The organism is Curtobacterium pomorum (assembly GCF_044497295.1).
GTDB lineage: Bacteria > Actinomycetota > Actinomycetes > Actinomycetales > Microbacteriaceae > Curtobacterium.
Genome location: NZ_CP172409.1, coordinates 2,715,429 through 2,740,982 on the forward strand (window position 1 = coordinate 2,715,429; position 25,554 = coordinate 2,740,982).

General features: G+C 71.6%; 23 protein-coding genes, 1 tRNA gene and 1 pseudogene. 7 read left to right on the forward strand and 18 right to left on the reverse strand.

Annotated features, from left to right (window positions below; genetic code table 11):
• The first annotated feature begins 48 nt into the window (after positions 1-48).
• The 5 genes and pseudogenes from ribD to ACGH48_RS12890 all read left to right on the forward strand — a co-directional run bounded on the left by ribD (position 49) and on the right by ACGH48_RS12890 (position 5,624).
• Positions 49-1,128: a bifunctional diaminohydroxyphosphoribosylaminopyrimidine deaminase/5-amino-6-(5-phosphoribosylamino)uracil reductase RibD gene (gene ribD / locus ACGH48_RS12870; protein ID WP_396291128.1), complete on the forward strand. Its 1,080-nt coding sequence runs from the start codon at positions 49-51 to the stop codon at positions 1,126-1,128.
• Positions 1,129-1,157: 29 nt separating this feature from the next.
• Positions 1,158-1,787 (forward strand): annotated as a pseudogene (ribA, locus tag ACGH48_RS12875) (GTP cyclohydrolase II); the annotation flags it as partial.
• Between the two features lie 221 nt (positions 1,788-2,008).
• The gene (locus ACGH48_RS12880) at positions 2,009-3,388 is read left to right on the forward strand and encodes an MFS transporter (protein ID WP_222658073.1); all 1,380 of its coding nucleotides are present in this window, start codon (positions 2,009-2,011) and stop codon (positions 3,386-3,388) included.
• Positions 3,389-3,547: 159 nt separating this feature from the next.
• On the forward strand, positions 3,548-3,763 hold the full coding sequence (locus ACGH48_RS12885; protein WP_111084200.1) for a hypothetical protein: 216 nt from the start codon (positions 3,548-3,550) through the stop codon (positions 3,761-3,763).
• Between the two features lie 7 nt (positions 3,764-3,770).
• Positions 3,771-5,624, forward strand: a complete 1,854-nt coding sequence (locus ACGH48_RS12890) for an ABC transporter ATP-binding protein (protein ID WP_123313782.1) — start codon at positions 3,771-3,773, stop codon at positions 5,622-5,624.
• A gap of 19 nt (positions 5,625-5,643) precedes the next feature.
• Here the strand turns inward: ACGH48_RS12890 and ACGH48_RS12895 are convergent, their stop codons facing one another.
• From ACGH48_RS12895 to ACGH48_RS12910, 4 genes are all read right to left on the reverse strand, one after another.
• Entirely contained in the window at positions 5,644-7,113 is a 1,470-nt protein-coding gene (locus ACGH48_RS12895; protein WP_340196319.1) for an NAD-dependent succinate-semialdehyde dehydrogenase, read from the reverse strand.
• Positions 7,114-7,166: 53 nt separating this feature from the next.
• Positions 7,167-7,787, reverse strand: coding sequence for an isochorismatase family protein (locus tag ACGH48_RS12900; protein ID WP_396288885.1), 621 nt, complete (start codon positions 7,785-7,787; stop codon positions 7,167-7,169).
• Positions 7,788-7,810: 23 nt separating this feature from the next.
• Complete coding sequence (dacB, locus tag ACGH48_RS12905) at positions 7,811-9,319, reverse strand: D-alanyl-D-alanine carboxypeptidase/D-alanyl-D-alanine-endopeptidase (protein ID WP_396288886.1); 1,509 nt, start codon at positions 9,317-9,319, stop codon at positions 7,811-7,813.
• 73 nt (positions 9,320-9,392) lie between these two features.
• Complete coding sequence (locus tag ACGH48_RS12910) at positions 9,393-10,388, reverse strand: Gfo/Idh/MocA family protein (RefSeq protein ID WP_396288887.1); 996 nt, start codon at positions 10,386-10,388, stop codon at positions 9,393-9,395.
• A 129-nt stretch (positions 10,389-10,517) separates the two neighbouring features.
• Here ACGH48_RS12910 and ACGH48_RS12915 point away from each other — a divergent pair, with 129 nt between their 5' ends.
• A complete protein-coding gene (locus ACGH48_RS12915) occupies positions 10,518-12,197 on the forward strand; it encodes an HAD family acid phosphatase (protein WP_396288888.1) in 1,680 nt (559 codons plus the stop codon).
• Positions 12,198-12,276: 79 nt separating this feature from the next.
• Here ACGH48_RS12915 and ACGH48_RS12920 read toward each other — a convergent pair whose 3' ends face one another.
• From ACGH48_RS12920 to ACGH48_RS12975, 12 genes are all read right to left on the reverse strand, one after another.
• Positions 12,277-12,765 (reverse strand): BLUF domain-containing protein, encoded by a 489-nt coding sequence (locus tag ACGH48_RS12920; RefSeq protein WP_340196293.1) that lies wholly within the window; start codon positions 12,763-12,765, stop codon positions 12,277-12,279.
• A gap of 43 nt (positions 12,766-12,808) precedes the next feature.
• Positions 12,809-13,612, reverse strand: a complete 804-nt coding sequence (locus ACGH48_RS12925; RefSeq protein WP_123313788.1) for a glycoside hydrolase family 16 protein — start codon at positions 13,610-13,612, stop codon at positions 12,809-12,811.
• A gap of 193 nt (positions 13,613-13,805) precedes the next feature.
• A tRNA-Thr gene (locus ACGH48_RS12930) sits at positions 13,806-13,878 on the reverse strand.
• Between the two features lie 46 nt (positions 13,879-13,924).
• The gene (locus tag ACGH48_RS12935) at positions 13,925-14,560 is read right to left on the reverse strand and encodes a helix-turn-helix domain-containing protein (RefSeq protein ID WP_340196294.1); all 636 of its coding nucleotides are present in this window, start codon (positions 14,558-14,560) and stop codon (positions 13,925-13,927) included.
• A gap of 48 nt (positions 14,561-14,608) precedes the next feature.
• Entirely contained in the window at positions 14,609-15,751 is a 1,143-nt protein-coding gene (locus tag ACGH48_RS12940; RefSeq protein ID WP_340196295.1) for a DNA polymerase III subunit delta', read from the reverse strand.
• A gap of 61 nt (positions 15,752-15,812) precedes the next feature.
• Positions 15,813-16,448, reverse strand: a complete 636-nt coding sequence (gene tmk / locus ACGH48_RS12945) for a dTMP kinase (protein ID WP_396288891.1) — start codon at positions 16,446-16,448, stop codon at positions 15,813-15,815.
• Positions 16,445-19,249 carry a type I DNA topoisomerase gene (gene topA / locus ACGH48_RS12950; RefSeq protein ID WP_396288892.1) on the reverse strand — a complete coding sequence of 935 codons (2,805 nt, stop codon included), beginning with the start codon at positions 19,247-19,249 and terminating at the stop codon, positions 16,445-16,447. The genes tmk and topA overlap by 4 nt, the downstream gene beginning before the upstream one ends.
• Positions 19,225-19,674, reverse strand: a complete 450-nt coding sequence (locus ACGH48_RS12955; protein ID WP_185021450.1) for a hypothetical protein — start codon at positions 19,672-19,674, stop codon at positions 19,225-19,227. The genes topA and ACGH48_RS12955 overlap by 25 nt, the downstream gene beginning before the upstream one ends.
• 16 nt (positions 19,675-19,690) lie before the next feature.
• Positions 19,691-20,041: a TadE family type IV pilus minor pilin gene (locus ACGH48_RS12960; RefSeq protein WP_222658086.1), complete on the reverse strand. Its 351-nt coding sequence runs from the start codon at positions 20,039-20,041 to the stop codon at positions 19,691-19,693.
• On the reverse strand, positions 20,025-20,237 hold the full coding sequence (locus ACGH48_RS12965) for a DUF4244 domain-containing protein (RefSeq protein WP_340196299.1): 213 nt from the start codon (positions 20,235-20,237) through the stop codon (positions 20,025-20,027). The genes ACGH48_RS12960 and ACGH48_RS12965 overlap by 17 nt, the downstream gene beginning before the upstream one ends.
• Positions 20,238-20,322: 85 nt before the next feature.
• Positions 20,323-21,123, reverse strand: a complete 801-nt coding sequence (locus ACGH48_RS12970; protein ID WP_340196300.1) for a type II secretion system F family protein — start codon at positions 21,121-21,123, stop codon at positions 20,323-20,325.
• A gap of 62 nt (positions 21,124-21,185) precedes the next feature.
• A complete protein-coding gene (locus ACGH48_RS12975) occupies positions 21,186-22,202 on the reverse strand; it encodes a TadA family conjugal transfer-associated ATPase (protein ID WP_396288893.1) in 1,017 nt (338 codons plus the stop codon).
• Positions 22,203-22,881: 679 nt separating this feature from the next.
• Between ACGH48_RS12975 and acs the strand changes: the two genes are divergently transcribed.
• Positions 22,882-24,834 carry an acetate--CoA ligase gene (gene acs / locus ACGH48_RS12980; protein WP_396288894.1) on the forward strand — a complete coding sequence of 651 codons (1,953 nt, stop codon included), beginning with the start codon at positions 22,882-22,884 and terminating at the stop codon, positions 24,832-24,834.
• A gap of 79 nt (positions 24,835-24,913) precedes the next feature.
• Here acs and ACGH48_RS12985 read toward each other — a convergent pair whose 3' ends face one another.
• Both ACGH48_RS12985 and ACGH48_RS12990 read right to left on the reverse strand, forming a co-directional pair.
• Positions 24,914-25,375: a RidA family protein gene (locus ACGH48_RS12985; RefSeq protein ID WP_131879225.1), complete on the reverse strand. Its 462-nt coding sequence runs from the start codon at positions 25,373-25,375 to the stop codon at positions 24,914-24,916.
• Positions 25,372-25,530: a DUF4177 domain-containing protein gene (locus tag ACGH48_RS12990; protein ID WP_017888699.1), complete on the reverse strand. Its 159-nt coding sequence runs from the start codon at positions 25,528-25,530 to the stop codon at positions 25,372-25,374. The genes ACGH48_RS12985 and ACGH48_RS12990 overlap by 4 nt, the downstream gene beginning before the upstream one ends.
• Between the last annotated feature and the right edge of the window lie 24 nt (positions 25,531-25,554).

Below are 25,554 nucleotides of genomic sequence, written 5' to 3' on the forward strand. Positions count from 1 at the left end.
TAGGCTCGATCCGTGAGCGACACGGCACGACCCACCGAGGTCCGGGCGATGCGCCGCGGACTCGAACTCGCGGCCCTGGGCCCCGTCGTGGGCGACCACGCACGGGTCGGCGCGGTGATCCTCTCCCCCGACGGCGACGTCCTCGCCGAGGGGTGGCACAAGGGTGCCGGCACCCCGCACGCCGAGGTCGACGCGATGGCGAAGGTCGACCCGGCACAGCTGCGCGGCGCCACGGCCGTCATCACCCTCGAACCGTGCAACCACACCGGACGGACCGGCCCCTGCGCGGTCGCCCTGATCGAGGCCGGGGTCGCCCGCGTCGTGTACGCGATCGACGACCCGGGCGCGGACGTGCACGGGGGTGCCGACCGGCTCCGGGCCGCCGGGGTCGACGTCGTGTCCGGCGTGCTCGCGGACGAGGCCGAGGCGTTCCTCGAACGGTGGCTCCTGTCGGTCCGCCTCGGACGTCCCTGGGTCACCGTGAAGTGGGCGTCGAGCCTGGACGGCCGCGCCGCCGCTGCCGACGGCACGAGCAAGTGGATCACCGGCGCCGCCGCCCGGCAGCACGTCCACGAGCAGCGTGCCGCGCACGACGCGATCCTCGTCGGCACCGGCACCGTGCTGGCGGACGACCCGAGCCTCACCGCTCGGGGCGACGCCGGCGAACTGCTCGCCGACCAGCCGCTCGCGGTCGTGCTCGGCGACCGCGCCGTGCCCGACGACGCCGCGGTCCGACGACACCCGCGCGGGCTCGTGACCCTGCCGGGGCACGACCTCGCGGCCTCGCTCGCCGCCCTGCGCGGGCACGGCGTGCACTCGGTGTTCGTCGAGGGCGGCCCCACCGTCGCGTCCGCACTCATCGCCGCCGGACTCGTCGACGAGTACCTCGTGTACGTCGCCCCCGTCCTGCTCGGCGGACCCCGGGTCGCCCTCGACGACCTCGGAGTGGGAAGCATGTCCGAGCGTCGGCGGTTGGACGTACTATCGACCACCAGCCTCGGCCCCGATCTGCTGGTCCGAGCCCGACCGCAGCGCACCGACACGACGCAGCCGCAGACACAGCAGCAGCACGACGCAGCACCCGGGTTCGGAGACGACGGGCCCACGAACGACCGGAGTACCCCATGACCGACGCGCTGACCTCCTCCACCCCGGGCAGCCCCGTCCAGTTCGAGGTGTCGACGAACGTCCCGACAACCCACGGCACGTTCCAGATGCGCGCCTACCGCGACCTCGTCACCGGTGCGGAGCACGTCGCGATCATCGGTGCGCTGCCCGACGGGTCCGCACCGTCGGACGGCGCCCTGGTCCGTGTGCACTCCGAGTGCCTGACCGGCGAGGCGTTCGGGTCGTTGAAGTGCGAGTGCGGGCCCCAGCTCGACGCCGCCCTCGACACCATCGCCGCCGAGGGCGGGGTGGTGGTCTACCTGCGCGGGCAGGAAGGGCGCGGCATCGGACTCATCAACAAGCTCAAGGCCTACCGCCTGCAAGAAGACGGCCTCGACACGCTCGACGCCAACCTGGCACTCGGGCTGCCGGCCGACTCGCGCGCGTACGGCGGGGCCGCGGGCATCCTCGCCGACCTCGGCATCACCCGGGTGCGGCTGCTGTCGAACAACCCGGAGAAGCGCCGCCAGCTCGAGGAGCACGGCATCACCGTCGACTCCCTGGTGCCGCTCGTCGTCGGCATCTCGGTTCAGAACGCCGGGTACCTCGACACCAAGCGCGACCGGATGGGCCACCAGCTGCCCGAGCACCTCGAAGCGGGGGCCGGCGCGGGCGCCTGATCGCGCGCAGGCGGCGGACGCTGCGGCCAGCTGACTCTGGGCTGATTCGCAGGCAGACGACATCTGTCGTATGATCGGGCTTCCGTCACAAGCGGTCCCCCACCAACCGAACGCACCCGATCGGTGCCCGCGCCACCCCGCGCGAACCGATCGGTGTCCGCCGCTTCGGGTATCCGTGCTCCCTGCCAGGAGCGCGCACCACGGAAGACCACACGACACCCATGACCGCCGCACCGGCACCAGCAACCCCGACCTCAGCTCCGGCACCAGCAGGCAACCCGCGCTCGCGCGTCGTCATCGCCAGCCTCGTCGGCACCTCGATCGAGTTCTACGACTTCTACGTCTACGCGACGGCGGCGGTCCTCGTCTTCCCGACGCTGTTCTTCCCGAACGAGGACCCCACGGCATCGCAGCTGTCGTCGTTCGTGACGTTCGCCCTCGCCTTCTTCGCGCGGCCGATCGGGTCGATCATCTTCGGGCACTTCGGCGACCGGGTCGGCCGCAAGACCACCCTCGTGGCCTCGCTCCTCGTCATGGGCACCGCGACGTTCCTGATCGGGTGCCTGCCGACGTTCAGCAGCATCGGCGTCTGGGCTCCGGTCCTGCTCGCCGTGATGCGCTTCGCCCAGGGTGTCGGCCTGGGTGGGGAGTGGTCCGGCGCGGCCCTGCTCGCGACCGAGAACGCCCCGAAGGGCAAGCGCGGCGTCTTCGGTTCGATGCCGCAGCTCGGCGCGCCGATCGGCTTCCTGCTCGCGAACGGCCTGTTCATCGCGATCAACGCCGCGATGCCCGCCGGGGCCGACGGCACGCCGAACGCCGACTTCCAGGCGTGGGGCTGGCGCATCCCGTTCCTGCTCTCGGCGGTGCTCGTCATCGTCGGGCTCTACGTGCGCTTCAAGCTCGTCGAGTCGCCGGTGTTCCGCGGCGTCCAGGAGTCCGGCACGGTCGCGAAGATCCCGCTGGGCCGGGTGTTCCGCACCTCGTGGAAGGCGCTCATCGTCGGCACGCTCGGCATGGTCGCGACCTACGTCCTCTTCTACTTCATGACGACGTTCACGCTGTCCTACGGCACCACCGGTGCCGAGGCCAGCCCGCTCGTGCCGAAGGTCGGCCTCGGCTACAGCCGTGGCGAGTTCCTGACGCTGCTCATGATCGGCGTCGTCTTCTTCGGCATCTTCACCCCGATCGCCGGCATGCTGGCCGACCGCTTCGGTCGCCGGAAGACCCTCATCCCGACCACGATCGGCATCGCGCTGTTCGGTCTGACGTTCCAGTTCTGGTTCGCGGCGTCGCAGGGTCCGATCACGGTCGTGACGTTCCTGATCGTCGGGCTGTCCCTGATGGGCCTGACCTTCGGGCCGATGGGCGCGCTCCTGCCGGAGCTGTTCCCGACGAACGTCCGGTACACCGGCTCGGCGATCGCCTACAACGTCGCGTCGATCCTCGGCGCCTCGCTCGCCCCGACCATCGCCCTGGCGCTCTGGCAGCCCGACGGCAACATCTTCCTGGTCGGGCTGTACCTGACGATCGCCGCCGTCGTGACGCTCGTCGCGCTGCTCTTCGTCCGTGAGACGAAGAGCAAGGAGTTCGCCGACGCCTGAGACGTCACCACTGACCAACGGGAGGCCCGGTGCCAGCTGGCACCGGGCCTCCCGTCCGTCGTGTGCGCGCCCCGACCGCCCGGCGCACGATGCCGACGCACCAGCGTGTCCGTCAACTCAGGTTGACAGATGTCGGTGCGTCAATGTAGGTTGACGCCCATGGACCGACCGACCATCACGAGCCTCGCGGCCGGCGCCTCCGGGGACGACCCGTTCTCCGCCCTCGCCAGCGTGCGCGAGCTCCGCCGTGAACTCGACCGGACCGAGGAACTCGCTGCCCGCGCCGCCCGCAACGCCGGCGCGTCGTGGCAGGAGATCGCGACCCTGCTCGGTGTCAGCCGACAGGCAGTGCACAAGAAGTACGGCAGAAACTAGGAACACGATGAGCCTCCCCTTCGCGCGCCCCAAGAAGACCGACGGCCCCCGCGCCACCTTCGGCCGCCTGTTGTCCTACCTGTTCGAGAACAAGCCGGCGATGGTCGTCATCATCGTGCTCAGCATCCTCGGCGCCGGGGCGTCCCTCGCGCAGCCGCTGCTCGTCAACCAGGTCGTCACGGCGGTGCAGCAGGGCAACACGCTCAGCACGCTCGTGTGGCTGCTCGTCGGGCTCGTCCTGGTCGCCGGCATCCTGAACGGTGTGCAGCACTTCCTGCTCCAGCGTGCGGGTGAGGGCGTCGTGCTCTCCACGCGCCGCAAGCTCATCGCGCGCATCCTCAACCTGCCGATCTCGGAGTTCGACACCCGTCGCACCGGCGACCTGGTGTCCCGCGTCGGCAGCGACACCACGCTCCTGCGCGCCGTCCTGACCCAGGGCCTGATCGAGTCGATCGGCGGCGCCCTCACCTTCATCGGCGCGATCATCGCGATGGCGATCATCGACCCGCTGCTCCTCGTGATCGTGGTCGTCATCGTCCTGGTCGCGATCGTCGTCGTCGGCGGGCTGAGCCGTCGCATCCGGGTCGCGTCGAAGCGGGCGCAGGAGAAGGTCGGTGACCTGACCGCGGCCGTCGAGCGCGGCATCGGCGCCGTCCGCACCATCCGCGCCGCGGGCGCGACCGAGCGCGAGGTGCACGAGGTCGACGGACACGCGACCGAGGCCTACCAGCGCGGCCTCGACATCGCGAAGATGTCCGCGTTCGTCGTGCCGGTCGCGAGCATCGTCATGCAGGTGGCGTTCATCGCCGTGCTCGGCGTCGGCGGCGCGCAGGTCGCTGCGGGCACCATCACCATCGCCACGCTCATCACGTTCATCCTGCTGCTCTTCATGATGATCATGCCGCTCGGTCAGGCGATGGGCGCCGCGGTCGCGGTCGCCCAGGCGCTCGGTGCGCTCGGCCGCATCGAGGAGATCCTGCACCTGCCGACCGAGGCGCAGGACGACGCGGCTGCACGCCCCGCCGCCGCGGTCGCCTCCGACGACGCCATCACGTTCGAGCACGTCACCTTCCGCTACGCCGCCGCGGCAGATGCGTCCGGAGCAGACGGCGCGGTCGCGTCCGACCCCGCGGACCGTCCAGGAGGCCCGGATCGCCTCGCCGACGAACGTCCGGCCGACGACGTGGTGCTCCACGACGTGTCGTTCCGCGTTCCCCGCGGCTCGCGTGTGGCACTCGTGGGTCCGTCGGGTGCCGGCAAGTCGACGACCCTGGCCCTGATCGAGCGGTTCTACGACCCCACCGAGGGCGTCATCCGGCTCGGTGGCATCGACGTCCGGGGCATGGACCGCCAGGAGCTCCGTGCCCAGATCGGCTACGTCGAGCAGGACGCTCCGGTGCTCGCCGGCACCATCCGCGCCAACCTGCTGCTCGGGTCGCCCGGCGCCACCGAGGACGACTGCGTCCGGGTGCTCGAGGCGGTCAACCTCGGCGAGGTGCTGCACCGCGATCCGCGCGGGCTGGACGCGCAGGTCGGCGAGGACGGGGTGATGCTCTCCGGCGGAGAACGGCAGCGCCTCGCGATCGCCCGCGCGCTGCTCGCCGCTCCCCCGATCCTGCTGCTCGACGAGTCGACGTCGTCGCTCGACGGCGTGAACGAGCAGAAGATGCGTCTGGCGATCGACGCCGTCGCCGAGGACCGCACCCTGCTCGTCATCGCGCACCGGCTGTCCACCGTCGTGGACTCCGACGTCATCGTCGTGCTCGAGCACGGCCGGGTCGTCGGTGCCGGCACGCACTCCGAGCTCGTCGAGTCGACGCCGCTCTACCGCGACCTGGCGAAGCACCAGCTGCTGGTCTGAGACCCGCCGCCGGGCTCGTTCAGGCGGCGAACGGGTCCGGGGTGAGCACGTACACGGTCTCGAGGTACTCCTCGATGCCCTCGTGCGAGCCCTCTCGGCCGAGGCCGGACGACTTCACCCCGCCGAAGGGGAACGCCGCGTTCGACACCACGCCCGTGTTCAGCCCGAGCATCCCGGTCTCCAGGCGCTCGGCGAGCCGCTGCCCGCGCGGGAAGTCCGTCGTGAAGGCGTAGGCGATGAGCCCGAACTCGGTGTCGTTGGCGAGCCGGATGCCCTCGTCCTCGGTCGCGAAGCGGGTGATCGACACGACCGGTCCGAAGATCTCGGTCGTCAGGATCTCCGACCCCGGCTGCACCTCGTCGAGCACGGTCGGCGCGAAGTAGCTGCCGGGCCGCTCGACGCGCTGTCCACCGGTGATGAGCCGGGCGCCGCGGGCGACGGCGTCGTCGACGAGTCCGGCGGCCTTGTCGACCGCGCGGTCGTCGATGAGCGGACCCATCGTCGTGCCGTCCTCGGTGCCACGGCCGATGCGGAGCGCGTCGACCTTCGCGGTGAGAGCGGCGACGAACGCGTCGGCGATGCCCTCCTGCACGAAGAACCGGTTCGCGGCGGTGCAGGCTTCGCCGACGTTCCGGAACTTCGCGAGCATCGCGGCGTCCACCGCGGCGTCGAGGTCGGCGTCGTCGAAGACCAACAGGGGCGCGTTGCCGCCGAGCTCCATGCTCGTCTTCAGCACGTTGTCCGCCGCCTGCTTGAGGAGCGCGGACCCCACCGGCGTCGACCCGGTGAACGTGAGCTTGCGGAGTCGGCGGTCCGCGATGATCGGCTCGGACAGCCCCTTGGCGTCGAGGGACGGCACCACGTTGAGGACGCCGTCCGGCAGCCCGGCACGGCGGAACAGCTCGACCAGGAACAGCGTGGTCAGGGGTGTGAGCTCGGCGGGCTTCACGACGACCGTGCAGCCGGCCGCCAGCGCGGGACCGATCTTCCGGGTGGCCATCGCGAGCGGGAAGTTCCACGGGGTGATCGCGTACACCGGGCCGACCGGACGCTTCAGCACGATGGCACGTCCGGTGCCCTCGGGGTTCGTGCGGTAGTCGCCGCCGATGCGGACGGCCTCTTCCGAGAACCAGCGGAGGAACTCGCCGCCGTAGACGACCTCGCCGCGGGCTTCGGCCAGGGGCTTGCCCATCTCGAGCGTCATCAGGGCGGCCAGGTCGTCCTCGTGCGCGCGGACCAGGTCGAACGCGCGGCGCAGCACGTCGGAGCGCTGCCTCGGTGCGGTGGCGGCCCACTCCTGCTGCGCGGCGACCGCGGCGTCGAGTGCGGTGATGCCGTCCTCGGGGGTGGCGTCGGCGACCTCGGCCAGGACGTCGCCGGTCGAGGGGTCGCGGACGGCGAACGTGGCGCCGCTCGTCGACGACCGCCACGACCCGCCGATGAACAGGCCGGTCGGGACGCCCCGCACGGAGACGTGGTCGTCGCCCACGGTCGTGACGAGGTCGCCGGTCGTGGTGTCGGTGTCGGTGCTCGTGGTGTCGGTCACAGCTGTGCTCCTCCGGGGTTCGCGAGCCCCTCGTCCATGTCGCTGCGGTCGACGTGCCCGCCGGCCGCTCGGATCTCGTCGAGCGCGCGGTCGCTGCGCTCGGGGTCGACGCCGGCCACCAGGTCCTCGTAGACGGCGACGTCGATACCGGCGGCGCGCGCGTCGAGCGCCGAGGCCCGGACGCAGTGGTCGGTGGCGATGCCGACGATGTCGACGGAGTGCACCCGGTGGTCCGTCAGGATCTCCGGCAACGGCACGCCGTCTTCGGTCCTCGCCTGGAAGGCCGAGTAGTCCGGCGTGCCCTGGCCCTTGAAGACGTCGACGTCGATCGGATCGGTGTCGAGCTCCGGGTGGTACTCGGCGCCCGGTGTGCCGGCGACGCAGTGCACGGGCCACGTGTCGACGAAGTCGGGGCCCTCCGGTCCGGCGAAGTGTCCGCCGTTGTCGTCGTCCCCGTGGTGCCAGTCGCGGGAGCCCACGATCAGGTCGTACTCCTCGGCGTGCCGGCCGAGGAACGCGCTGATCCGTTCGGCGAGGGCCGCACCGCCGGCCACCCCGAGCGCGCCGCCCTCGGTGAAGTCGTTCTGGACGTCGACGATGAGGAGTGCCCGTGCCATGGACCCATCCAACACCCGGTGACTCAGGAGTCGGTGAGCTTGCTCCCGCAGGAGTACGTCGCCGCGGTCACCGCGTCGAGCGCCGGCAGCGCGGCCGCTCGCGACGACCCGATGGCGTAGAACGCGAAGGTCAGGCGGGATCCGTCCGCGGCGTCGATGTACCCGCCGAGTGTGTTCGCGCTGTCGATCCACCCGGTCTTCGCGTGCACCTTGCCGCGCGCGACGGCGTTCGCGCCGGTGAAGCGGCTGGCGAGGGTGCCGGACTGGCCCGACACGGGCAGTGCGTTCGCCAGGGTCCCGAGCCCCTTCGCTCCCGCGGCGACCTGCACCATGAGGTGGGCGACGAAGTTCGGCGACACCGCGTTCGCAGCGCTCTCGCCCGACCCGTCCTTGATGACGATCCCGGCCGGGTCGACGCCGTAGGAGCCGAGCGCCGACTGGTACACCGAGGTGAGCGACGCCGCCGAGCCGTTCGAGCCGGACTCCTTCGACGACACCCGGGCGAGCATCTCGGCGAGGGTGTTGTCCGAGTTCGGGATCATCTGCCCGACGAGCGTCGACACAGGCTGCGACGACACCGTCGCGATGGTGTTCGTGCTGGTCGTGGCACGCTTGACGATCTGCGCATTCGCGGCGCCCGCCACCCCCGCGTTCGCCAGTGCCGTCCGGAACGCCGCGCCGGCACGACCGACCGGGTCCTCGGACCGGGGCGAGGTCGCCGCGGCCGGGTTCGCCCGGTCACCGTCGACCATCAACGCGGTGACCTTCGGCTGGTACCCGATGGTGCGCTCGGACACCGGCCACGTGGGGTCCCACGCGTCGGCGTCGCTCCAGTACGTGTCGTCGGTAACGATCGTGCTGACGGCGGCGTCGCCGACCTTCGCCTTCACCTGCTGGGCGAGCTGCGCGAGCGTCGGGGCGCCCGGGTAGACCGTGCCGTTGCCCGCCGACAGGGTCGCGTCGCCGTGTCCGACCAGTGCGATGGTCCCGCCGGACTCCTGCGTGACCGTGGTCGGGATGCGGTGGTCGCCCCCGAGCACCGAGAGTGCCGTCGCCGTCGTCAGGGTCTTCATGACGCTGCCGGTCTGGGCTGCCGTGTCCCCGTTCTTCGAGAACAGGACCTCGCCCGTCTTCGCGTCCATGACGTAGCCCTCGAACGCGCCGAGACCGCTCGCCGACGCCGCGCCCGCGATCGAGCAGGTGCGCAGCGCGGACGGGCCGGCCGGGTCCTTCGGCACCGCGCGGGCGTCCGGGGTCGGTGTCGGCGTGCTCGTCGGTCGCTTCGTCGCGGCGGTCGAGCGACTCGGCGTCGACGTCGCGCTCGAGGTCGTCGGCGGTGCGGCGGACGTGTGGGTGTCCGGTGTCATCGCCGCGGCGACCGCGACGGCCCCGCCCGAACCGACCACGAGCAGGGCGGCGAGCCCACCGGCGATCCAGGGCACCGGACGTCGCACGGCGGAGGCGCGCGCGGCTGCGACGGCGGCGCGGAGACGCTCCGGTACGGAAGGCGGGGTGGGCTGCTGCTCGGACATCGCGACCGATCCTACGGAACTGCGGCAGGAGCCTCCAGGCCGCATCGTCGCCGTGTGGACGACGCGACCCGGATCAGGGTGCTGTGGGGGCGTGGTCCGCGGGGTAGCGCACGCCGACCTGTCGGCGGGCCTCGTCCATGACGGCCACGATCGCGACCGACTGCTCGGCGTCCATCGGACCGCCTTCGTGCACACCCGACCTGATCATCGCCTCGAACGCACGGGCCTCGTGCCCGTAGCCGGCGAGTTCCTCGCGTGCATCGAACTCCTCGACCACGACACCGTCGCGGTCCCGGATCCGCCAGGTCGTCGGCGTGTACCAGGTCGAGTCGAGGTCGATGCGCCCCGATTCGCCGATGACCGACGCGGTGTTCGGACTGCGCAGGTCCATCCCGAAGTGGATCATCGACTGCGTCCCGCCGTCGTGCGTGAGGACGACGCCCATCTGCGTGTCGACGCCCTGCTCGCTCAGTGTGCCGGCCGCGACGAGCGAGGTGGGCACCCCCAGCACGTCGACGGCGAAGGACACCGGGTACACGCCCAGGTCCAGCAGGGCCCCACCCCCGAGGGCGGGGTCGCGCAGCCGGTGCGACGGATCGGTGGGCAGGGCCTGGTGGTGCGTCGCCTCGACGAGCACCGGCCGACCGATGCGCCCCTCGGCCAGGACCTCGCGGATCATCGCCATCTGCGGCAGGAAGCGGGTCCACATCGCCTCGGTCACCGCGACGCCGGCTCGACGGGCAGCGTCGACCACCGTGCGTGCCTCGGCCGCGGTCATCGTGAAGGCCTTCTCGACGAGGACGTGCTTGCCGGCGCGGATCGCGAGCAGGGCGTCCTCGGCGTGCCGGACGTGCGGGGTCGCGACGTACACGGCGTCGACCGTGTCGTCGGCGACGAGGTCCTCGTAGGAACCGTGCGCCCGTGGGATGCCGAACTCCGACGCGAACGCCTCGGCGCCGCCGCTTGTGCGACTGCCGACCGCCGTGAACTCGATGCCCGCGGCGACGCAGTCACCCACGAAGGACCGGGCGATGCCGCCCGTGCCGATGACTCCCCAGCGAACCGTCATGCGGCCATGTCTACCAGGACGGGCCGCAGCACTTTGGTATGGACTCCACGGGTGATTGCCAGCTAACGTGCTGCGAGATCCCCCATCCGGGGGTCACTCCTCCCCGAGTCGAAGGTGTGCAGGTCCTCCATGCGCCGTTCCGTCCTCACCGTCGTCGCCACCAGCGCGGCGATCGTCCTCACGTCCACCCTGGTCGGCGGCCCGGCCAGCGCTCACGGGTGGGGAGGACCAGGACACGGACCGGGGCACTCGCCAGGGCACTCCGCCGACGCCGGCCTGACGCCGCGGACGCACTTCACGATGGCCGCCGACGGCACGTCCGGTGCGACGCAGGGCGGCGAGGGCATCCCGAACATCGACTCCGTCAAGAAGACGATCGCCACGTACTACGGCGACCCCGGCACGGGCCTGGCGAACCGGACCGACTCCCCCTACATCCGTGAGATGCGGTCCATCGTCGCCCGCCAGGGAGCGTCGCTGCAGCGCATCCACGACCGGGCCGTCCGGCACGGCGAGAAGCCCGCGATCGTCCTCGACGCCGACGACACCACCCTGTGGACGTACGACATGGAGGTCGCGGACATGCACTTCGTGTTCGACCCCGCGCGGCAGGACGAATGGGTGCAGGACGAACGCTTCGCCGCCACCCCGTCCATGGTCGGCTTCGTCAACCGCGCCGCCGCGATGGGCTTCACCGTGTTCGGGCTGACCGGCCGGAACGACGACCAGAAGACCGCGACCGTGCAGAACCTGTCGAAGGTCGGGTACACGGCCTTCGCCGAGGACCGCTTCTTCGCGAAGTGGACCGGCACGGGTGCCTCGCAGCAGCCGTCGTACATCACCTGCGCCACGGCGAAGTGCACCACCGTCGAGTACAAGGCCCTCACCCGCAAGCACATCGAGCAGGACCTCGGCTACGACATCACGCTGAACATCGGCGACCAGTGGAGCGACCTGCAGGGCGGGTACGCCGACCGGTCCCTCAAGTTGCCGAACCCCACCTACTTCCTGCCCTCGGCCGACCTGCCCGGCGTCTCCGAACCCCGGCTGTCCCCACGGACGCAGTTCACGATGGCGGCCGACGGCTCCTCCGGCGCGACGCAGTCCGGCGAGGGCATCCCGAACATCGACTCCGTCAAGAAGACCATCGCCACGTACTACGGCGACCCCGGCACCGGACTCGCGAACCGCACCGACTCCCCGTACATCCGCGAGATGCGGTCCATCGTGCAGCGACAGGCCCCCGTCGTCGCCGCCCAGTGCGCCGTCGGTCGGAAGCTGCACCGCAACCCCGCGATCGTGCTCGACGCCGACGACACCACCCTGTGGACCTACGACATGGAGGTCGCGGACATGCACTTCGTCTTCGACCCCGCGCTGCAGGACGAATGGGTGCAGGACGAACGGTTCCCCGCGACCCCGTCGATGACCTCGCTCGTGTCGATCGCCCAGCGTTCCGGCTGCACGATCATCGGGCTGACCGGCCGGAACGCCGATCAGGAGACCGCCACCATCGACAACCTGCAGCGGGTCGGGTACCCGCAGTTCTCGGCCACGAAGCGCGGGACCGAGACCTACTACACGAAGTGGACCGGGGTCGGGGCGTCGCAGCAGCCGTCGTACATCACCTGCGCCACGGCGAAGTGCACCACCGTCGAGTACAAGTCGCAGACCCGGGCGCACATCGAGTCACGAGCGGGTGGCCGGTACGACGTGGTCGCGAACTTCGGTGACCAGTACAGCGACCTGCTCGGGGGCTCGGCGGACCGCAGCGTCAAGCTGCCGAACCCGACGTACTACCTGCCCTGAGCCGGTCGCGTCCGCGCGGTCGCGTCCGCGCGGTCGCGTCCGCGCGGTCGCGTCGGCGCGTGCGCGTCGGCGCGTGCGCTCAGCGTCGGTGCTTGCCGAGTGCGGCGTCGGGGGCGGCCATCGGGTGCGTGCGGAACCAGCGCAGCAGCGCTCGCGCCTTGCTGGTGTCCGCGCTCCGGTCGCCGTCGGTCAGGAACGTGTCGAAGCCGTCGGGGAGCGCGGCCTCGTGCCCGCGGTCGAACGCCATCGTCCACTCCCCGAACCGCGGGGTGTGGATCCGCTCCTCGACGAGCAGGCCGACGTCGGTGTGCCGGGGGTCCTCGATGATGCGCTGGTACGTCTCGAGGACAGCGGCCTCCGGGCCCTCGAGCAGCTGCATGAACCGGCCGTCCTTGTACACGAGCAGGCCCGACAAGCCGGATGCGCCGTTCCGGGCCCTGGCGTGTTCGAGCAGCGCATCGAGGCGATCCTGGTCGAACGGTTCGTCGGCGGCGCTCATGTAGACGAGTGACAGGAGCATGACGACCTTTCGAACGGAGAACGCGGCTTCGGTTCGATCGTCGCGCACGGCGGCGCTTCCGCGCAGCCCCAGAACGGGGAGCGCGTCGGCGTCACTGCGCGTCGTACGTGCGGACCCAGTCGATCTGCAGGTGGCCGGCCTTGCCCCAGTTGCCGACCTGCACCATGTAGCGGTGCGGGGTCGTCGGGACGTTCCGCGCGACCGTGAAGACGAGCTTGCCGTCGAGGTAGTAGTGGATCGCCCGCCCGGGGATCCACTCCGTCGTGTAGGTGTGCCAGTCGCGCCAGGACACCCGGGTGTTGTAGTTGTCCGAGGCCTTCTCGAGCCCGGGCAGCATCGAGTGGTGGAACACCCGCGGCGAACCGTCGAAGTTCCCCTCTGGGTAGTTCAGTTCCCCGTCCGCCCAGTCGTTCGACGTCGGCCAGAGCATGATCGCGGCACCGTTCTTGTCGCCGCCCGTCGCCCGAGCACGGATGCTGAACGACCCGCCGACGTGGGACCAGGCGTCCTCCGGGGTGCCGAAGGTGCCGGCTGAGCCGTGCTCGCCGTCGAGGGCGATGTCCATGTACCCGTCGTGCGCGCTGACCATCTTGCTCGAGTAGTACTTGCCGCCGGTGCCGTCCGGGTACGGCTGCCACGACTGCGCGTACGTCGCCGCGAAGGGACCGTCCGCCGCTGCCGGGGTGTCGAAGTCCACCGAGAAGGTCGGTGTGCGCCCGATGGTCGGGTCGGTCGCGGCGGTGGTCGGTTGCGGGGTCGCGCTCGCGCTGCTGGTCGATCCCCCGGCCGCGGTCGCCGAGGACGTCGCCCGCGACTCCGGCACGGCGGCGGCGGTGATGGCCAACGCGGCAGCCGCAGCAGCCACCAGGACGACGGTCGTCGCACGCTTGAACACGGTGCCTCCGTCGGTCGGCCGCCGAGGGGTGCGGGGCGGTGCGGGTGGTGGTCGCGGGGATCCCTGCAACGCCGAAAGGCTATCCCGCGCCGTACCCCGCTGTCTGGTCCGGAGCCAAGGGGTGCGGTTTCCCGCAGACGCAGAAATCCCCGGTCAGGACCTGATGCAGATCCGTGACCGGGGACGTGTTCCGAGCCGCCTGTCGGAATCGAACCGACGACCTATTCATTACGAGTGAATCGCTCTACCGACTGAGCTAAGGCGGCGCGCTCGCTCCGATTCCGGAGCGGCACGAGCAATGACTATACAGGTTCAGACGAGTGAACGCGAAACGAGCACGCCGAGCTCGGCGAAGGACCGGCGGAGCTCGTCGACCAGGTGCGAACCGCCCTCGGACCCGGACCACTCCCACCACGCGTGCCGCAGTGCGCCGAGGGCGACGATCGACGCCAGGCGCGCCCGCCGACGGAGCGCATCGGGGTCTGCAGCGAGCTCGGGGTCCTCGCGTTCGATCCGCCGGGTGACCGCGGCCTGGATCTCGGCCTGGAACTCCTTCATCGACTCCATGCGACGGCTGAAGAGCTCGGGGTTCGCTCGGAGCACCTGTTGTCGCTCCTCGATCAGTCCACGCTCCTCGATGAGCTCCTGCGTCGAGTGGACGAGCAGCGCGCCGAGGTCCGACAGCAGGTCGCCCCCGGGCCCGCCGTCGACGAACTCCTGCAGTGCGGCGTCGTCGGGCAGTTCCGGGTCGTCCCCGAGGATCGCCTGTTCCTTGCTCGGGAAGTAGTTGAAGAACGTGCGGGGTGAGACGTCGGCCCGACGGGAGATCTCGTCCACGGTGACCGCGCCGAGGCCGTCCTCGATCGCGATGCGGAGCGCGGCGGCCTGGATGGCGCGGCGGGTGGCGCGGCGTTTCCGTTCGCGCAGGCCGGGTTCAGCGTCGGGCATGCCGTGATTGTCCCACGCCCCGATCGGCGCGGGGAGCGTCGGCGGCGGTCAGTGCCGGACGCGGGCGATCGTGACGAGCAGCGCCTCGAGCGCGAGCAACGCCGCCACGTTCGCGGCGATCCGCTGCCGGGCGAGGGCGATCGCGTCGAGCACCTCGAGCGCCGCGGCCGGCGTGACCGACTGCAGGGCGTGGTCGAGGTGGTCGCGCATCGCCAGGTTGACCGGCTCGGCCGGCGCACCGAGACCGAGCAGGAGCAGGTCGCGGTAGAGCGAGGACACGTCGACCAGGATGCGGTCGAGGCCGTCGCGCAGGCTACGGGTCGCGCGGCGCTTCTGGTCCTCTTCCAGCAGGCGGAGCTGCGAGCGGAGGGCTGGCGGGATCGTGCCGCCGGGCTCGATGCCGAGCGACCGCAGCGCCGCGTCGCGTTCCTCGGAGTCGCGCTGCTGCGTGATGGCCTTGGCGTCCTCGTCCGCGACGGCGAGCAGGTCGGCGGCGGCCATCACCGCGTCGCCGACGCTCCGGACGCCGAGCACGGTCGTCAGGGTGCGGCGACGGCGGTCGCGGGCGTCCTCGCTCGTCGCCAGACGCTGCGCCATCCCGATGTGGCTCTGCGCCTGCCGTGCAGCGTCCATCGCGAGGGCGCGGTCGATGCCGGTGCGCGCGACGAGCAGGTCGGCGACGGACTCGATGCCGGGGACCCGGAGTCGCACGGAGCGGACGCGCGACCGGATCGTGGGCAGCAGGTCCGCTTCACTCGGGGCGCAGAGGATCCACACCGTGCGCTCCGGTGGTTCCTCGAGCGCCTTGAGCAGCAGGTTCGAGGTGCGTTCCGTCATGCGGTCGGCATCCTCGATGATCACGATGCGGTACCGCCCGACCGACGGCGAGTAGTACGACGACGTGACGAGCTGCCGGATCTCGTCGATGGTGATGATCACGCGTTGCGTCGTGAGCACCGACACGTCTGGGTGCGTCTTGGCGGTGATCTGCTGCAGGGTGTGGTCGTCGTCGGGACCGTTGCCCACGAGGGCCGCCGCGAACGCCGTCGCCACGTTCGACCGGCCGGATCCGGGAGGGCCCGTGATCAGCCACGAGTGCGTCATGCCGCCGGTGCCGTCGGTCGACTCCGCGGCGTTCCGGAGGGAGGCGACTGCCTCTTCCTGCCCGGTCAGGCCGTCCCACACGCTCACGGGACCATCCTGTCAGCGACCACCGTCAGGCGGCCGACCATCGTCGTCCGGGTGGCCACGGTCATGCCGGGTCGATCGCGACGAGCGGGGCGACCGCGGCGCGGATGGCGCGCTGGACGTCCTCGGTGGAGCCGCCGGCGTCGACCACCAGGAACCGGTCGGGCTCGGCCGCCGCCATGTCGAGGAACGCCTGCCGTACCGACTCGTGGAACGCCTCGGCCTCGGACTCCAGGCGGTCGAACGTGTCCCCGCGGGCCGCTGCGACCCGCGCGCGGCCGACCGTCACGTCGAGGTCGAGCAGGATCGTCAGGTCCGGCACCAGGCCGTCCGCCGCCCACGCCGAAACGGAGCGGATGTGCTCGGCGCCGAGACCGCGCGCGACCCCCTGGTAGGCGACCGACGAGTCGATGTACCGGTCCTGCAGCACGACCTCGTCGCGGGCGATCGCCGGACGGACGACCGTCTCGACGTGGTGGGCGCGGTCCGCCGCGTACAACAGCGCCTCGGCTCGGGGCGACACGTGCCCGCGCTCGTGCAGGACGATCTCGCGGATCCGCAGGCCCAGCTCGGTGCCACCGGGCTCGCGGGTCCGCAGGACGGTGCGACCGTGCTCGACGAGCCACGCGGAGAGCAGCTCGGCCTGGGTCGTCTTGCCCACGCCGTCGCCGCCCTCGAGCGTGATGAACCGTCCGGTCACTTCTTCTTGGCCGGCGCCCGTCGGGCCGGCGTCTTCTTCTTGACCGGGCCCTTGGCACGCTTGTCCGCGATGAGCTGGACGGCACGGGCGTGATCGACGGCCTCGACGTCCTCGCCCTTCGGGATCGTCGCGTTCGTCTCACCGTCGGTGACGTAGGGGCCGAAGCGGCCGTCCTTCATCTTGATCGGCTTGCCGGACACGGGGTCCGCCTCGAACTCCTTCAGCGCGGAGCTCGCGGCACGGTTGCCGCCGTACTTCGGCTGCGAGAAGATCTCGAGCGCACCGGCCAGGTCGATGTCGAAGATCGCGTCCTCGCCGGGCAGGGTCCGGGTGTCCGTCCCCTTCTTCAGGTACGGGCCGTAGCGACCGTTCTGCGCGGTGATGTCGTTGCCGGTCTCCGGGTCCTGGCCGACGACGCGGGGCAGGTCGAGGAGCTTCAGCGCGGTCTCGAGGTCGACGGTCGCCGGGTCCATCGACTTGAACAGCGAGGCCGTCCGTTCCTTGGGCGCCGCGGCCTTCTTCGTCGTCTTCTTCGCCGGGGCCTTCTTCGCCGGTGCCTTCTTGCCGGTCGTGGTCTCGGCGGGGGCCTCGGCCGCTGCGGGCTCGGGCACAGCCGCGGCCTCGACGACCTCACCGGTCTTCGGGTCGACGGTGGGCTCGGGCTCCGGGGTGCGCTCCGTGACGTAGGGACCGAAGCGGCCGTCCTTCGCCAGGACCTCCTTGCCCGTGTCCGGGTTGATGCCCACGACGCGGTCGCCGATGACGGGGGCGTCGACGAGTTCCTTCGCCTTCTCGACGGTCAGCTCGTCGGGGGCCAGGTCCTCGGGGACGTTGACGCGACGCGGCTTCTCCGGGTCGTCGCTCGGCACCTCGATGTAGGGGCCGTACCGACCGATCCGCAGGGTGAGGCCCGGTGCGAGCTCGACCGAGTTGATCTCACGCGCGTCGATCTCACCGAGGTTGTCGATGACGGTCCGCAGGCCGCGCTGGTCGTCGTCGCCCCCACCGAAGTAGAAGCCCTTGAGCCAGTCGACCCGGTCGGCGTCGCCGCGGGCGATCCGGTCGAGGTCCTCTTCCATCTCGGCGGTGAAGTCGTACTCGACCAGTTCGCCGAAGTACTCCTCCAGCAGCCGGACCACGCTGAACGCGATCCAGTTCGGCACGAGCTGGGTACCGCGCAGCGACACGTAGCCGCGGTCGATGATCGTCGGGCTGATCGTCGGGTACGTCGACGGACGCCCGATCCCCAGCTCTTCCAGCGTCTTGATGAGGCTGGCCTCGGTGAAGCGTGGCGGCGGCGTGGTGTCGTGGCCCTTCGCCAGCACGTCGTGCACCTCGAGGTGCTCGCCCTGCTTGACGTCGGGCAGGGCGACGTCCTGCCCGGCACGCTCGCTCGACTCGTGACGGTCTTCGTCGCGGCCCTCTTCGTAGGCGCTGAGGAAGCCGCGGAACGTGATGACGGTGCCGGACGCGGTGAACTCGGCGTCGGTGCCGTTCGCGGTCGACGTGATGCCCTCGACGGACTCGGGCGACGCGATGCCGAGCACGATCGACGCGGTCGAACCCTTGGCGTCCGCCATCTGGGACGCGATGGTGCGCTTCCAGATGAGGTCGTAGAGCCGCCACTCGACGCCGGTCAGCGTGCCCTGGAGCTCCTGCGGGGTGCGGAAGGAGTCACCCGACGGACGGATCGCCTCGTGCGCCTCCTGCGCGTTCTTGCTCTTGCTCGCGTACAGCCGGGGCTTGTCCGGCACGGTCGCGGCGCCGTAGAGGTCGGCCGCCTGCTTGCGTGCGGCGTCGATCGCCTGCTTCGAGAGCGAGACGGAGTCGGTACGGATGTAGGTGATGTAGCCGTTCTCGTACAGGGTCTGGGCTGCACGCGCCGTCTGCCGCGGCGACAGCCGCAGCTTGCGCGCTGCCTCCTGCTGCAGGGTCGACGTGGTGAACGGTGCCGCCGGACGGCGGGTGTACGGCTTCGAGTCGACGCTGCGGACGGTGGCGTCCCCGGCGCGCTCGAGCACGGTGGTCAGCGAGGCGGCTGCGGCCTCGTCGAGGCGCACGACGTCGCCGCTGAGCGCACCGCGGTCGTCGAAGTCGCGGCCCGAGGCGACGCGGGTGCCCTGGATCCGGGCGAGTCGCGCGGAGAAGGAGGACTCCCCCGTCTTCGCGAAGCGCGCGGAGAGGTCCCAGTAGTTCGCGGAGACGAAGGCGAGGCGCTCGCGCTCACGGTCGACCACGAGCCGGGTCGCGGCGGACTGCACACGACCGGCGGAGAGGCCGGGAGCGACCTTGCGCCACAGGACCGGCGAGACCTCGTACCCGTAGAGACGGTCGAGGATGCGGCGGGTCTCCTGCGCGTCGACGAGAGCGGTGTCGAGCTCACGGGTGGCCTCCTGAGCCCGCTGGATCGCCTCCTTCGTGATCTCGTGGAAGACCATCCGCTTGACGGGGACCTTCGGCTTGAGGACCTGGAGCAGGTGCCAGGCGATCGCTTCACCTTCGCGGTCTTCATCTGTTGCGAGGTAGAGCTCGTCGGCGTCCTTGAGCGCACGCTTGAGCTCGGCGACCGTCTTCTTCTTGGCGTCGGACACGACGTAGTACGGCTCGAAGCCGTTGTCGACGTCCACCGAGAACTTGCCGAGGGAGCCCTTCTTGAGCTCGGCCGGCAGGTTCTTCGGCTCGACGAGGTCGCGGATGTGTCCGACCGAGGCCTGGACTTCGTATCCGTCACCGAGGTATTGCGCGATCGTCTTCGCCTTCGCAGGGCTCTCGACGATCACGAGCTTCTTCGTGCCTGGCACGTGTCTCCTTGATCCGTGGTGCTGGTCGGCCCTGGACACGAACGTGTCCGGGTCGCCCGGGACATCGGTGACCGGTGGCCGACAGGCACACCATACACACAGTGCTCGGGCTGGCAGTCCGCCGGACCGGCGACCGCGGATGCGCCGACGGCGAACGGTCCGGAGCCGACGACCACGCGCACCCGGGCCGTCGTGGCGGCGAGGTCGCAGCTCGCGAGCGCCGAGCCGTTCGCCCGCGCGACCCGCTCGGCGACGTCGCACGGCTGTCCGGTGAGGAGCCCGATCGACGTCGCGGCGGCCGAGGTCGCGGCGGCGTCGGCGGCGTCCCCGGCCCGGACCGCCTGCGTGCGGTGTCCGGCCGCGGCGAGCGCCGCCGACCCGACGAGCACCCCGATGCCCAGGACCGCGGCGACGAGCACGGTCACCGATCCGCGCTCGGGGTCAGCGTCCTCGTGCCGCAGCACAGGCCGTCGCCCGGAGCGGCAGCACTGCGAACGGACCGGTGCCGCCGCGCGTGGCGTCGACGCACACCAGGTCGGCCGTGCGCCGGACGGTGACGGAGGATCCCGGCGCGATCCGCTCGGCGGCGGCGAGTCCGACGGCGTCGTCCCCGCGTCCGACACCCCGCGCAGCCACCGCCGCGGCCGACTGCAGGCGTCCCTGTCCGTCGACGACGAGGACGGCCGCGACGAGCAGCGTGAGGACGAGTGCGACGACGGGCAGCACGACCGCGAACTCGACCGTGACCGAGCCCCGGTCACCGGATCCAGCACGGTCACAGCGCGAGGGCACCGCGGACGAGCTCGGTGAGGATGGTCTGGACCTCGCCCGAGCGCATGACGGCGACGAGCACGCCGGCGAACGCCACGGCGGCGAGGATGACGACCGCGTACTCGGCGGTCGCGGACCCCTGGTCGTCCTGGGCGGCGGCGTGGAGCCGGTCGACGACGCGGTGGGTGCGACGGATGCGGTTCGGTGTGGTGCTCATGGGTTTCGTCCCTTCTGTTGCGTGGTTCCCAGCGTGGCGCGCGGTCACCGCCCGGTCGGGACCTCGATCGGCATCTGTGGAGAGGTCACCGCGCACCGACGACGGTGGAGGAGAGGACGCCGACCACGACGGGCACCACCCCGACGAGCACGAACGCGGGCAGGACGCAGGTGCCGAGCGGCAGCACCAGTCGGACCGCCAGGCGCTCGGCCGCTGCGAGTCCGGCGGCAGCGGCGTCGTCACGGACGTCCTCCGCGGCACGACGCAGCAGTCCCGCGGCGGGGACGCCCGCGCGCTGGGCCAGGTCGAGCACCTCGCGCAGGCGGACCGCGTCTGCGGCCGGAGGGACGTTCCCGCCGGTGGCACGACGGACCGCTTCTCCGGCCGCGATCCACGAACCGCCACCGGACACGGCGACCGCCCAGGCGTCGAGGACGACCCCGGGGACGCGCCCGTCCGGCGTCGCCGACCGGACGAGCCGCGCGGTCCACGCCCGCCCGAGCAGCACGAGCAGCGCCGCGACCGCCGAGCACCCCCAGCCGAGCGGCGATCCGGTGAGGACCTGCACGGCTCCGGATCCCCACGAAGCTCCGAGCCCGAGCCCGAAGAGCGGCAGTGCCAGGACCACGCGGGCGCTGGTGCGCGGGCCGGCGAGGGCGACCCGGATCGCCCGGTCCGATGCCGCCGATCGACGGAGCGCGCCGGCGAGGGCGCCGAGCGTCTCCGCGACGGGGGCGCCGGTCCGTTCCGCGACCCGGAGGACGACGGCGATGTCCGCGGAGGCCGGGGCGTTCCCGGCCGGGAGCCTGCCGACGAGCTCCCAGGCCCGCGCCGGAGGGACCCCGGCCGCGACGAGCGTCGCCACCCGGTCCAGGATGCCGGCCACGCGCGCCGGGTCGAACGGCGCCGGACGCCGATCGCGGCGCCCCCGGCGGAGCGGCCACCTGCTCACGGTGCGCCGTCCACCGGGCGGACCCCGAGCCTCCCGTCCGACCCGACGTGGAACGCGCCGACCGCGGCGAGCCGTCGTCCGCCTGCCCGGCGCTCGACGTGGAGCACCAGGTCGAAGGCACTGACCGCCTGTCGGGCCAGTGCCTCGACCCCGAGCCCGGCGAGGGCACCGAGCGCCTCGAGTCGAGCGGCGACGTCCGCGACACCGTTCGCGTGCACGGTGCCGGCACCGCCGTCGTGGCCGGTGTTCAGCGCGGACATGAGCTCGCGGACCTCGGCGCCCCGGCACTCCCCCACGACGATCCGGTCGGGTCGCATCCGCAGCGCCTCGCGCACGAGGCGGTCCAGGCCGAGCGCTCCGGCGCCCTCGGCGTTCGCCTGTCGTGCCTCGAGCGCGACCACGTGCGGGTGGGCGATGCGCAGCTCGGCGACGTCCTCGACCGTGACGATCCGCTCGTCGGCAGGGACGGCGCCGAGCAGCGCGGCGAGCAGGGTGGTCTTGCCGCTGCCGGTCGCACCGGTGACCAGGACGTTGCGGCGCGCGGCGACGGCGTCCTCGACGACGGACCGTGGCACCTGCTCGAAGGTGCCGGCGCGTTCGAGCGCGGCGAGGGTCGGGCGCTCGGGGTGCGGGAGTCGGATCGAGACCGCGGTGCCGCCGACCGAGACCGGGGCGAGTACGACGTGCACCCGGATGCCGTCGCCGTGCCGGACGTCGGCGCACGGCGTGGTCTCGTCGACGTGGCGTCCGCCGAGCGCCACCAGGCGCGTGGCGAGCTCGCGGGTGCGCGACTCGGTCAGGCGCGGCGCGGCGGCTTCGAGTCCGCCGCCACGGTCGGTCCAGGTACCGACTCCGCCGACGACCAGGACGTCGGTGACCCCGGCATCGGAGACGAGTCCGGCGAGTTCCTCGAACTCGACGACACCGTGCGTTCGGCGTCGGAGAACGGTGGCGGTCCCGGGAAGCAGAGGCCCGGCCCCGGGCAGGAAGGGCGCGGCGCGGTGACGGTGCATGACGCCAGAGCGTACGAGGCGAGCCGCTTTCGGCATCCGGTGCCACAAGCAGCCTGTGGAGCGGTAAGGACGCGAGCGAGCAACGGACCGGTTTGTCCCCCGAAACAGAAAATCGTACCCCACTCCACGGTGCGGCGGTCGGCGTGCCTCACCGCGGCTGATCGCGACAGGACCCCGGACGCAGGGCTGCCGAACGGGAGTAGCAATTGCTACGACGGAGCTGCGCGCTCCATGCGTGAGCATGTACCGGTCTGTCCACTCGACCGGCATGCCTGCGCGGATCGCCGCCGATCGCCGGCGGCCGACGAGCGTCGATCGCTCGAGTCGGACTCCGGGCAAAAGAAGAGGCGGCACCGGTTGGGGGGAACTGGTGCCGCCTGGACATCGAAGGATTGGGGGGAATCCGATTCGATGCCGCCGGAAACGAGTCCAGCAGGAACTACTGTACCCCACGATCCGCCCCTCGGGGCAACCCCCGACGCGACCGCCGGGCGTGCCGCCGCGACCAGGACACACCCGGACCCGCCGTCGCCGCCCCACGCCCCCACACCCGGACCCGCCGTCGCCGCCCCACGCCCCCGCACCCGAGCCGCCGCTCGTCACGGAACCGCGCAGCGCACGGGCCGAGGGGTAGTCTCCGTGGCGCACCCTGAGGACGCAACGACGCGAAAGGACATCGATGTCCACTCCGACCCAGACCGACCACCGCGAGGACGACGGCGCCACCTTCCCGCCGACACCCGAGTTCGTCGCCGACGCCGTCGCGCACGAGGACCTGCACGAGGCCGCCGCCGCCGACCGCGAGGCCTTCTGGGCCGAGCAGTCCCGCAGCCTGCTCGACTGGCGCACCCCGTTCACGCAGACCCTCGACTGGTCCGGCGCCCCGTTCGCGAAGTGGTTCGCCGACGGCACGCTCAACGTGGCCGAGAACTGCCTCGACCGGCACGTCCGCGCGGGCAACGGGGACCGGGTGGCGATCCACTTCGAGGGCGCACCCGGCGACACCCGCCGGATCACCTACGCCGAACTGACCGCCGACGTGCAGCGCGCCGCGAACATGCTCACCGACCTCGGCGTCGGGCAGGGCGACCGCGTCGTCGTCTACCTGCCGCTCATCCCCGAGGCCGTCGTGACGATGCTCGCCGTCGCCCGCATCGGCGCCGTGCACTCGGTCGTCTTCGGCGGGTTCAGCGCGGAGAGCCTCCGCGCCCGCATCGAGGACGCCGGCGCGAAGCTCGTCGTCACGGCGGACGGCGGCTGGCGCCGTGGCGCGGTGTCAGCCCTCAAGCCCGCGGTCGACGAGGCGCTCGAGGGCGAGGGCACCGACAGCGTCGAGCACGTCCTGGTCGTCAAGCGCGGCGGCAACGAGATCGCCTGGAACGACCGCGACCTGTGGTGGCACGACGAGGTCGCGAAGGCCGCCCCGGAGCACACGCCCGAGGCCTTCCCCGCCGAGACCCCGCTCTTCATCCTGTACACCTCGGGCACGACCGGGAAGCCGAAGGGCATCGTGCACACCTCCGGCGGGTACCTGACCCAGGCCGCGTACACGCACAAGAACGTGTTCGACATGCACCCCGACAGGGACGTCTACTGGTGCACCGCCGACATCGGCTGGATCACCGGGCACTCGTACGTCGTCTACGGCCCCCTGGCGAACGGTGTGACACAGGTGCTCTACGAGGGGACGCCCGACGAGCCGAAGCCCGGCCGCTGGTGGGACCTCGTCGACTCCTACGGCGTCACCGTCCTGTACACCGCGCCGACCGCCGTGCGTGCGGCGATGAAGGCCGGCCGCGAGATCCCCGAGGCGCGCAGCCTCGAGACCCTCCGTCTGCTCGGCAGCGTCGGCGAACCCATCAACCCCGAGGCATGGAACTGGTACCGCCAGGTGATCGGCCACGACCGCACGCCGATCGTCGACACGTGGTGGCAGACCGAGACCGGCGCGATCATGATCTCCGCCCTGCCCGGCGTCACGAAGCTCAAGCCCGGCGCCGCGCAGACGCCGCTGCCCGGCATCGTCGCGGAGATCGTCGACGACGACGGCAACCGTGCCGACCCCGGCGAGAGCGGCTACCTCACCATCACCGAGCCGTGGCCGTCGATGGCGCGCGGCATCTGGGGCGACCCGGACCGCTTCGTCGAGACGTACTGGTCGCGGTTCCCCGGCCGGTACTTCGCCGGCGACGGCGCACGGCTCGACGGTCAGGGCGACATCTGGATCCAGGGCCGCGTCGACGACGTCATGAACGTGTCGGGGCACCGCCTGTCGACGGCCGAGATCGAGTCCGCACTGGTCGGGCACGAGGGCGTCGCCGAGGCCGCCGTCGTCGGAGCCGCCGACGAGACCACCGGACAGGCGGTCGTCGCGTACGTCATCCTGACGGCGGAGGCAGCGGCGGACGTCGACCGCGAATCCGCATCGACCGAACTCCGCAACTGGGTGGGCAAGCGCATCGGTGCGATCGCGAAGCCCCGCCAGGTGGTCATCGTCCCCGAACTGCCCAAGACGCGCTCCGGCAAGATCATGCGGCGCCTGCTGCGCGACGCGGCCGAGGGCCGCCGCATCGGCGACACGACGACGCTGGCTGACCCGACGATCATGGCGACCATCGCGGATCTCATGTAGTCCGTGTCACGCAGGTGGGGCCTCCAGTCCATGTCGGACGGGAGGCCCCACCTGCGTTCGCTTCGCTGCTGACGGTCCGTCAGGACGTCAGTTCCACCACCAGCTCGACCTCCACAGGAGCGTCCAGCGGCAGCACCGCCACGCCCACCGCGCTGCGCGCGTGGACGCCGGCGTCGCCGAAGACCTCGCCGACCAGGGTGGAGGCGCCGTTCGCGACCCCGGGCTGACCCGTGAAGGACGGCTCCGACGCGACGAACACGGTGACCTTGACGACCCGGGCGACGCGGTCGAGCGAGCCGGCGACCGACTCGACGGCGGCCAGGGCGTTGAGCGCGGCCACGCGGGCCTGTGCGGTGGCGGTCTCGGCGTCGACGGACGCCCCGACCTTGCCGGTGACGGGGAGTGCGCCGTCGACGAACGGCAGCTGGCCGGCCGTGTAGACGTACTGGCCGGTGACGACCGCGGGGACGTAGGCGGCGACGGGTGCGGCGACCGGCGGGAGCGTCAGCCCCAGCTCGGCGAGGCGGTCCGCGACGCTCATGCGTCGGCCTTCGGGCGCTTGAGGTACGCGACGAGCCCACCCTCGGGGCCGGTGACGATCTGGACCAGCTCCCAGCCCTCGTCCCCGTAGTTGTTGAGGATGGCGGTGGTGTTGTGGATCATCAGGGGCGTGGTGAAGTACTCCCAGCGAGTCATGCGGTTCCTTGCCAGCCTTTCAGT

Coding starts and splice junctions, on each gene's coding strand:
- ACGH48_RS12880 (WP_222658073.1), top strand. CDS start 2,009: ATGACCGCCGCACCGGCACCAGCAACCCCGACCTCAGCTCCGGCACCA.
- ACGH48_RS12990 (WP_017888699.1), bottom strand. CDS start 25,530: ATGACTCGCTGGGAGTACTTCACCACGCCCCTGATGATCCACAACACC.
- dacB (WP_396288886.1), bottom strand. CDS start 9,319: ATGTCCGAGCAGCAGCCCACCCCGCCTTCCGTACCGGAGCGTCTCCGC.
- ACGH48_RS12910 (WP_396288887.1), bottom strand. CDS start 10,388: ATGACGGTTCGCTGGGGAGTCATCGGCACGGGCGGCATCGCCCGGTCC.
- ACGH48_RS12890 (WP_123313782.1), top strand. CDS start 3,771: ATGAGCCTCCCCTTCGCGCGCCCCAAGAAGACCGACGGCCCCCGCGCC.
- ribD (WP_396291128.1), top strand. CDS start 49: ATGCGCCGCGGACTCGAACTCGCGGCCCTGGGCCCCGTCGTGGGCGAC.
- ACGH48_RS12985 (WP_131879225.1), bottom strand. CDS start 25,375: ATGAGCGTCGCGGACCGCCTCGCCGAGCTGGGGCTGACGCTCCCGCCG.
- acs (WP_396288894.1), top strand. CDS start 22,882: ATGTCCACTCCGACCCAGACCGACCACCGCGAGGACGACGGCGCCACC.
- ACGH48_RS12915 (WP_396288888.1), top strand. CDS start 10,518: ATGCGCCGTTCCGTCCTCACCGTCGTCGCCACCAGCGCGGCGATCGTC.
- ACGH48_RS12935 (WP_340196294.1), bottom strand. CDS start 14,560: ATGCCCGACGCTGAACCCGGCCTGCGCGAACGGAAACGCCGCGCCACC.
- ACGH48_RS12965 (WP_340196299.1), bottom strand. CDS start 20,237: ATGAGCACCACACCGAACCGCATCCGTCGCACCCACCGCGTCGTCGAC.
- ACGH48_RS12885 (WP_111084200.1), top strand. CDS start 3,548: ATGGACCGACCGACCATCACGAGCCTCGCGGCCGGCGCCTCCGGGGAC.
- ACGH48_RS12975 (WP_396288893.1), bottom strand. CDS start 22,202: ATGCACCGTCACCGCGCCGCGCCCTTCCTGCCCGGGGCCGGGCCTCTG.
- ACGH48_RS12900 (WP_396288885.1), bottom strand. CDS start 7,787: ATGGCACGGGCACTCCTCATCGTCGACGTCCAGAACGACTTCACCGAG.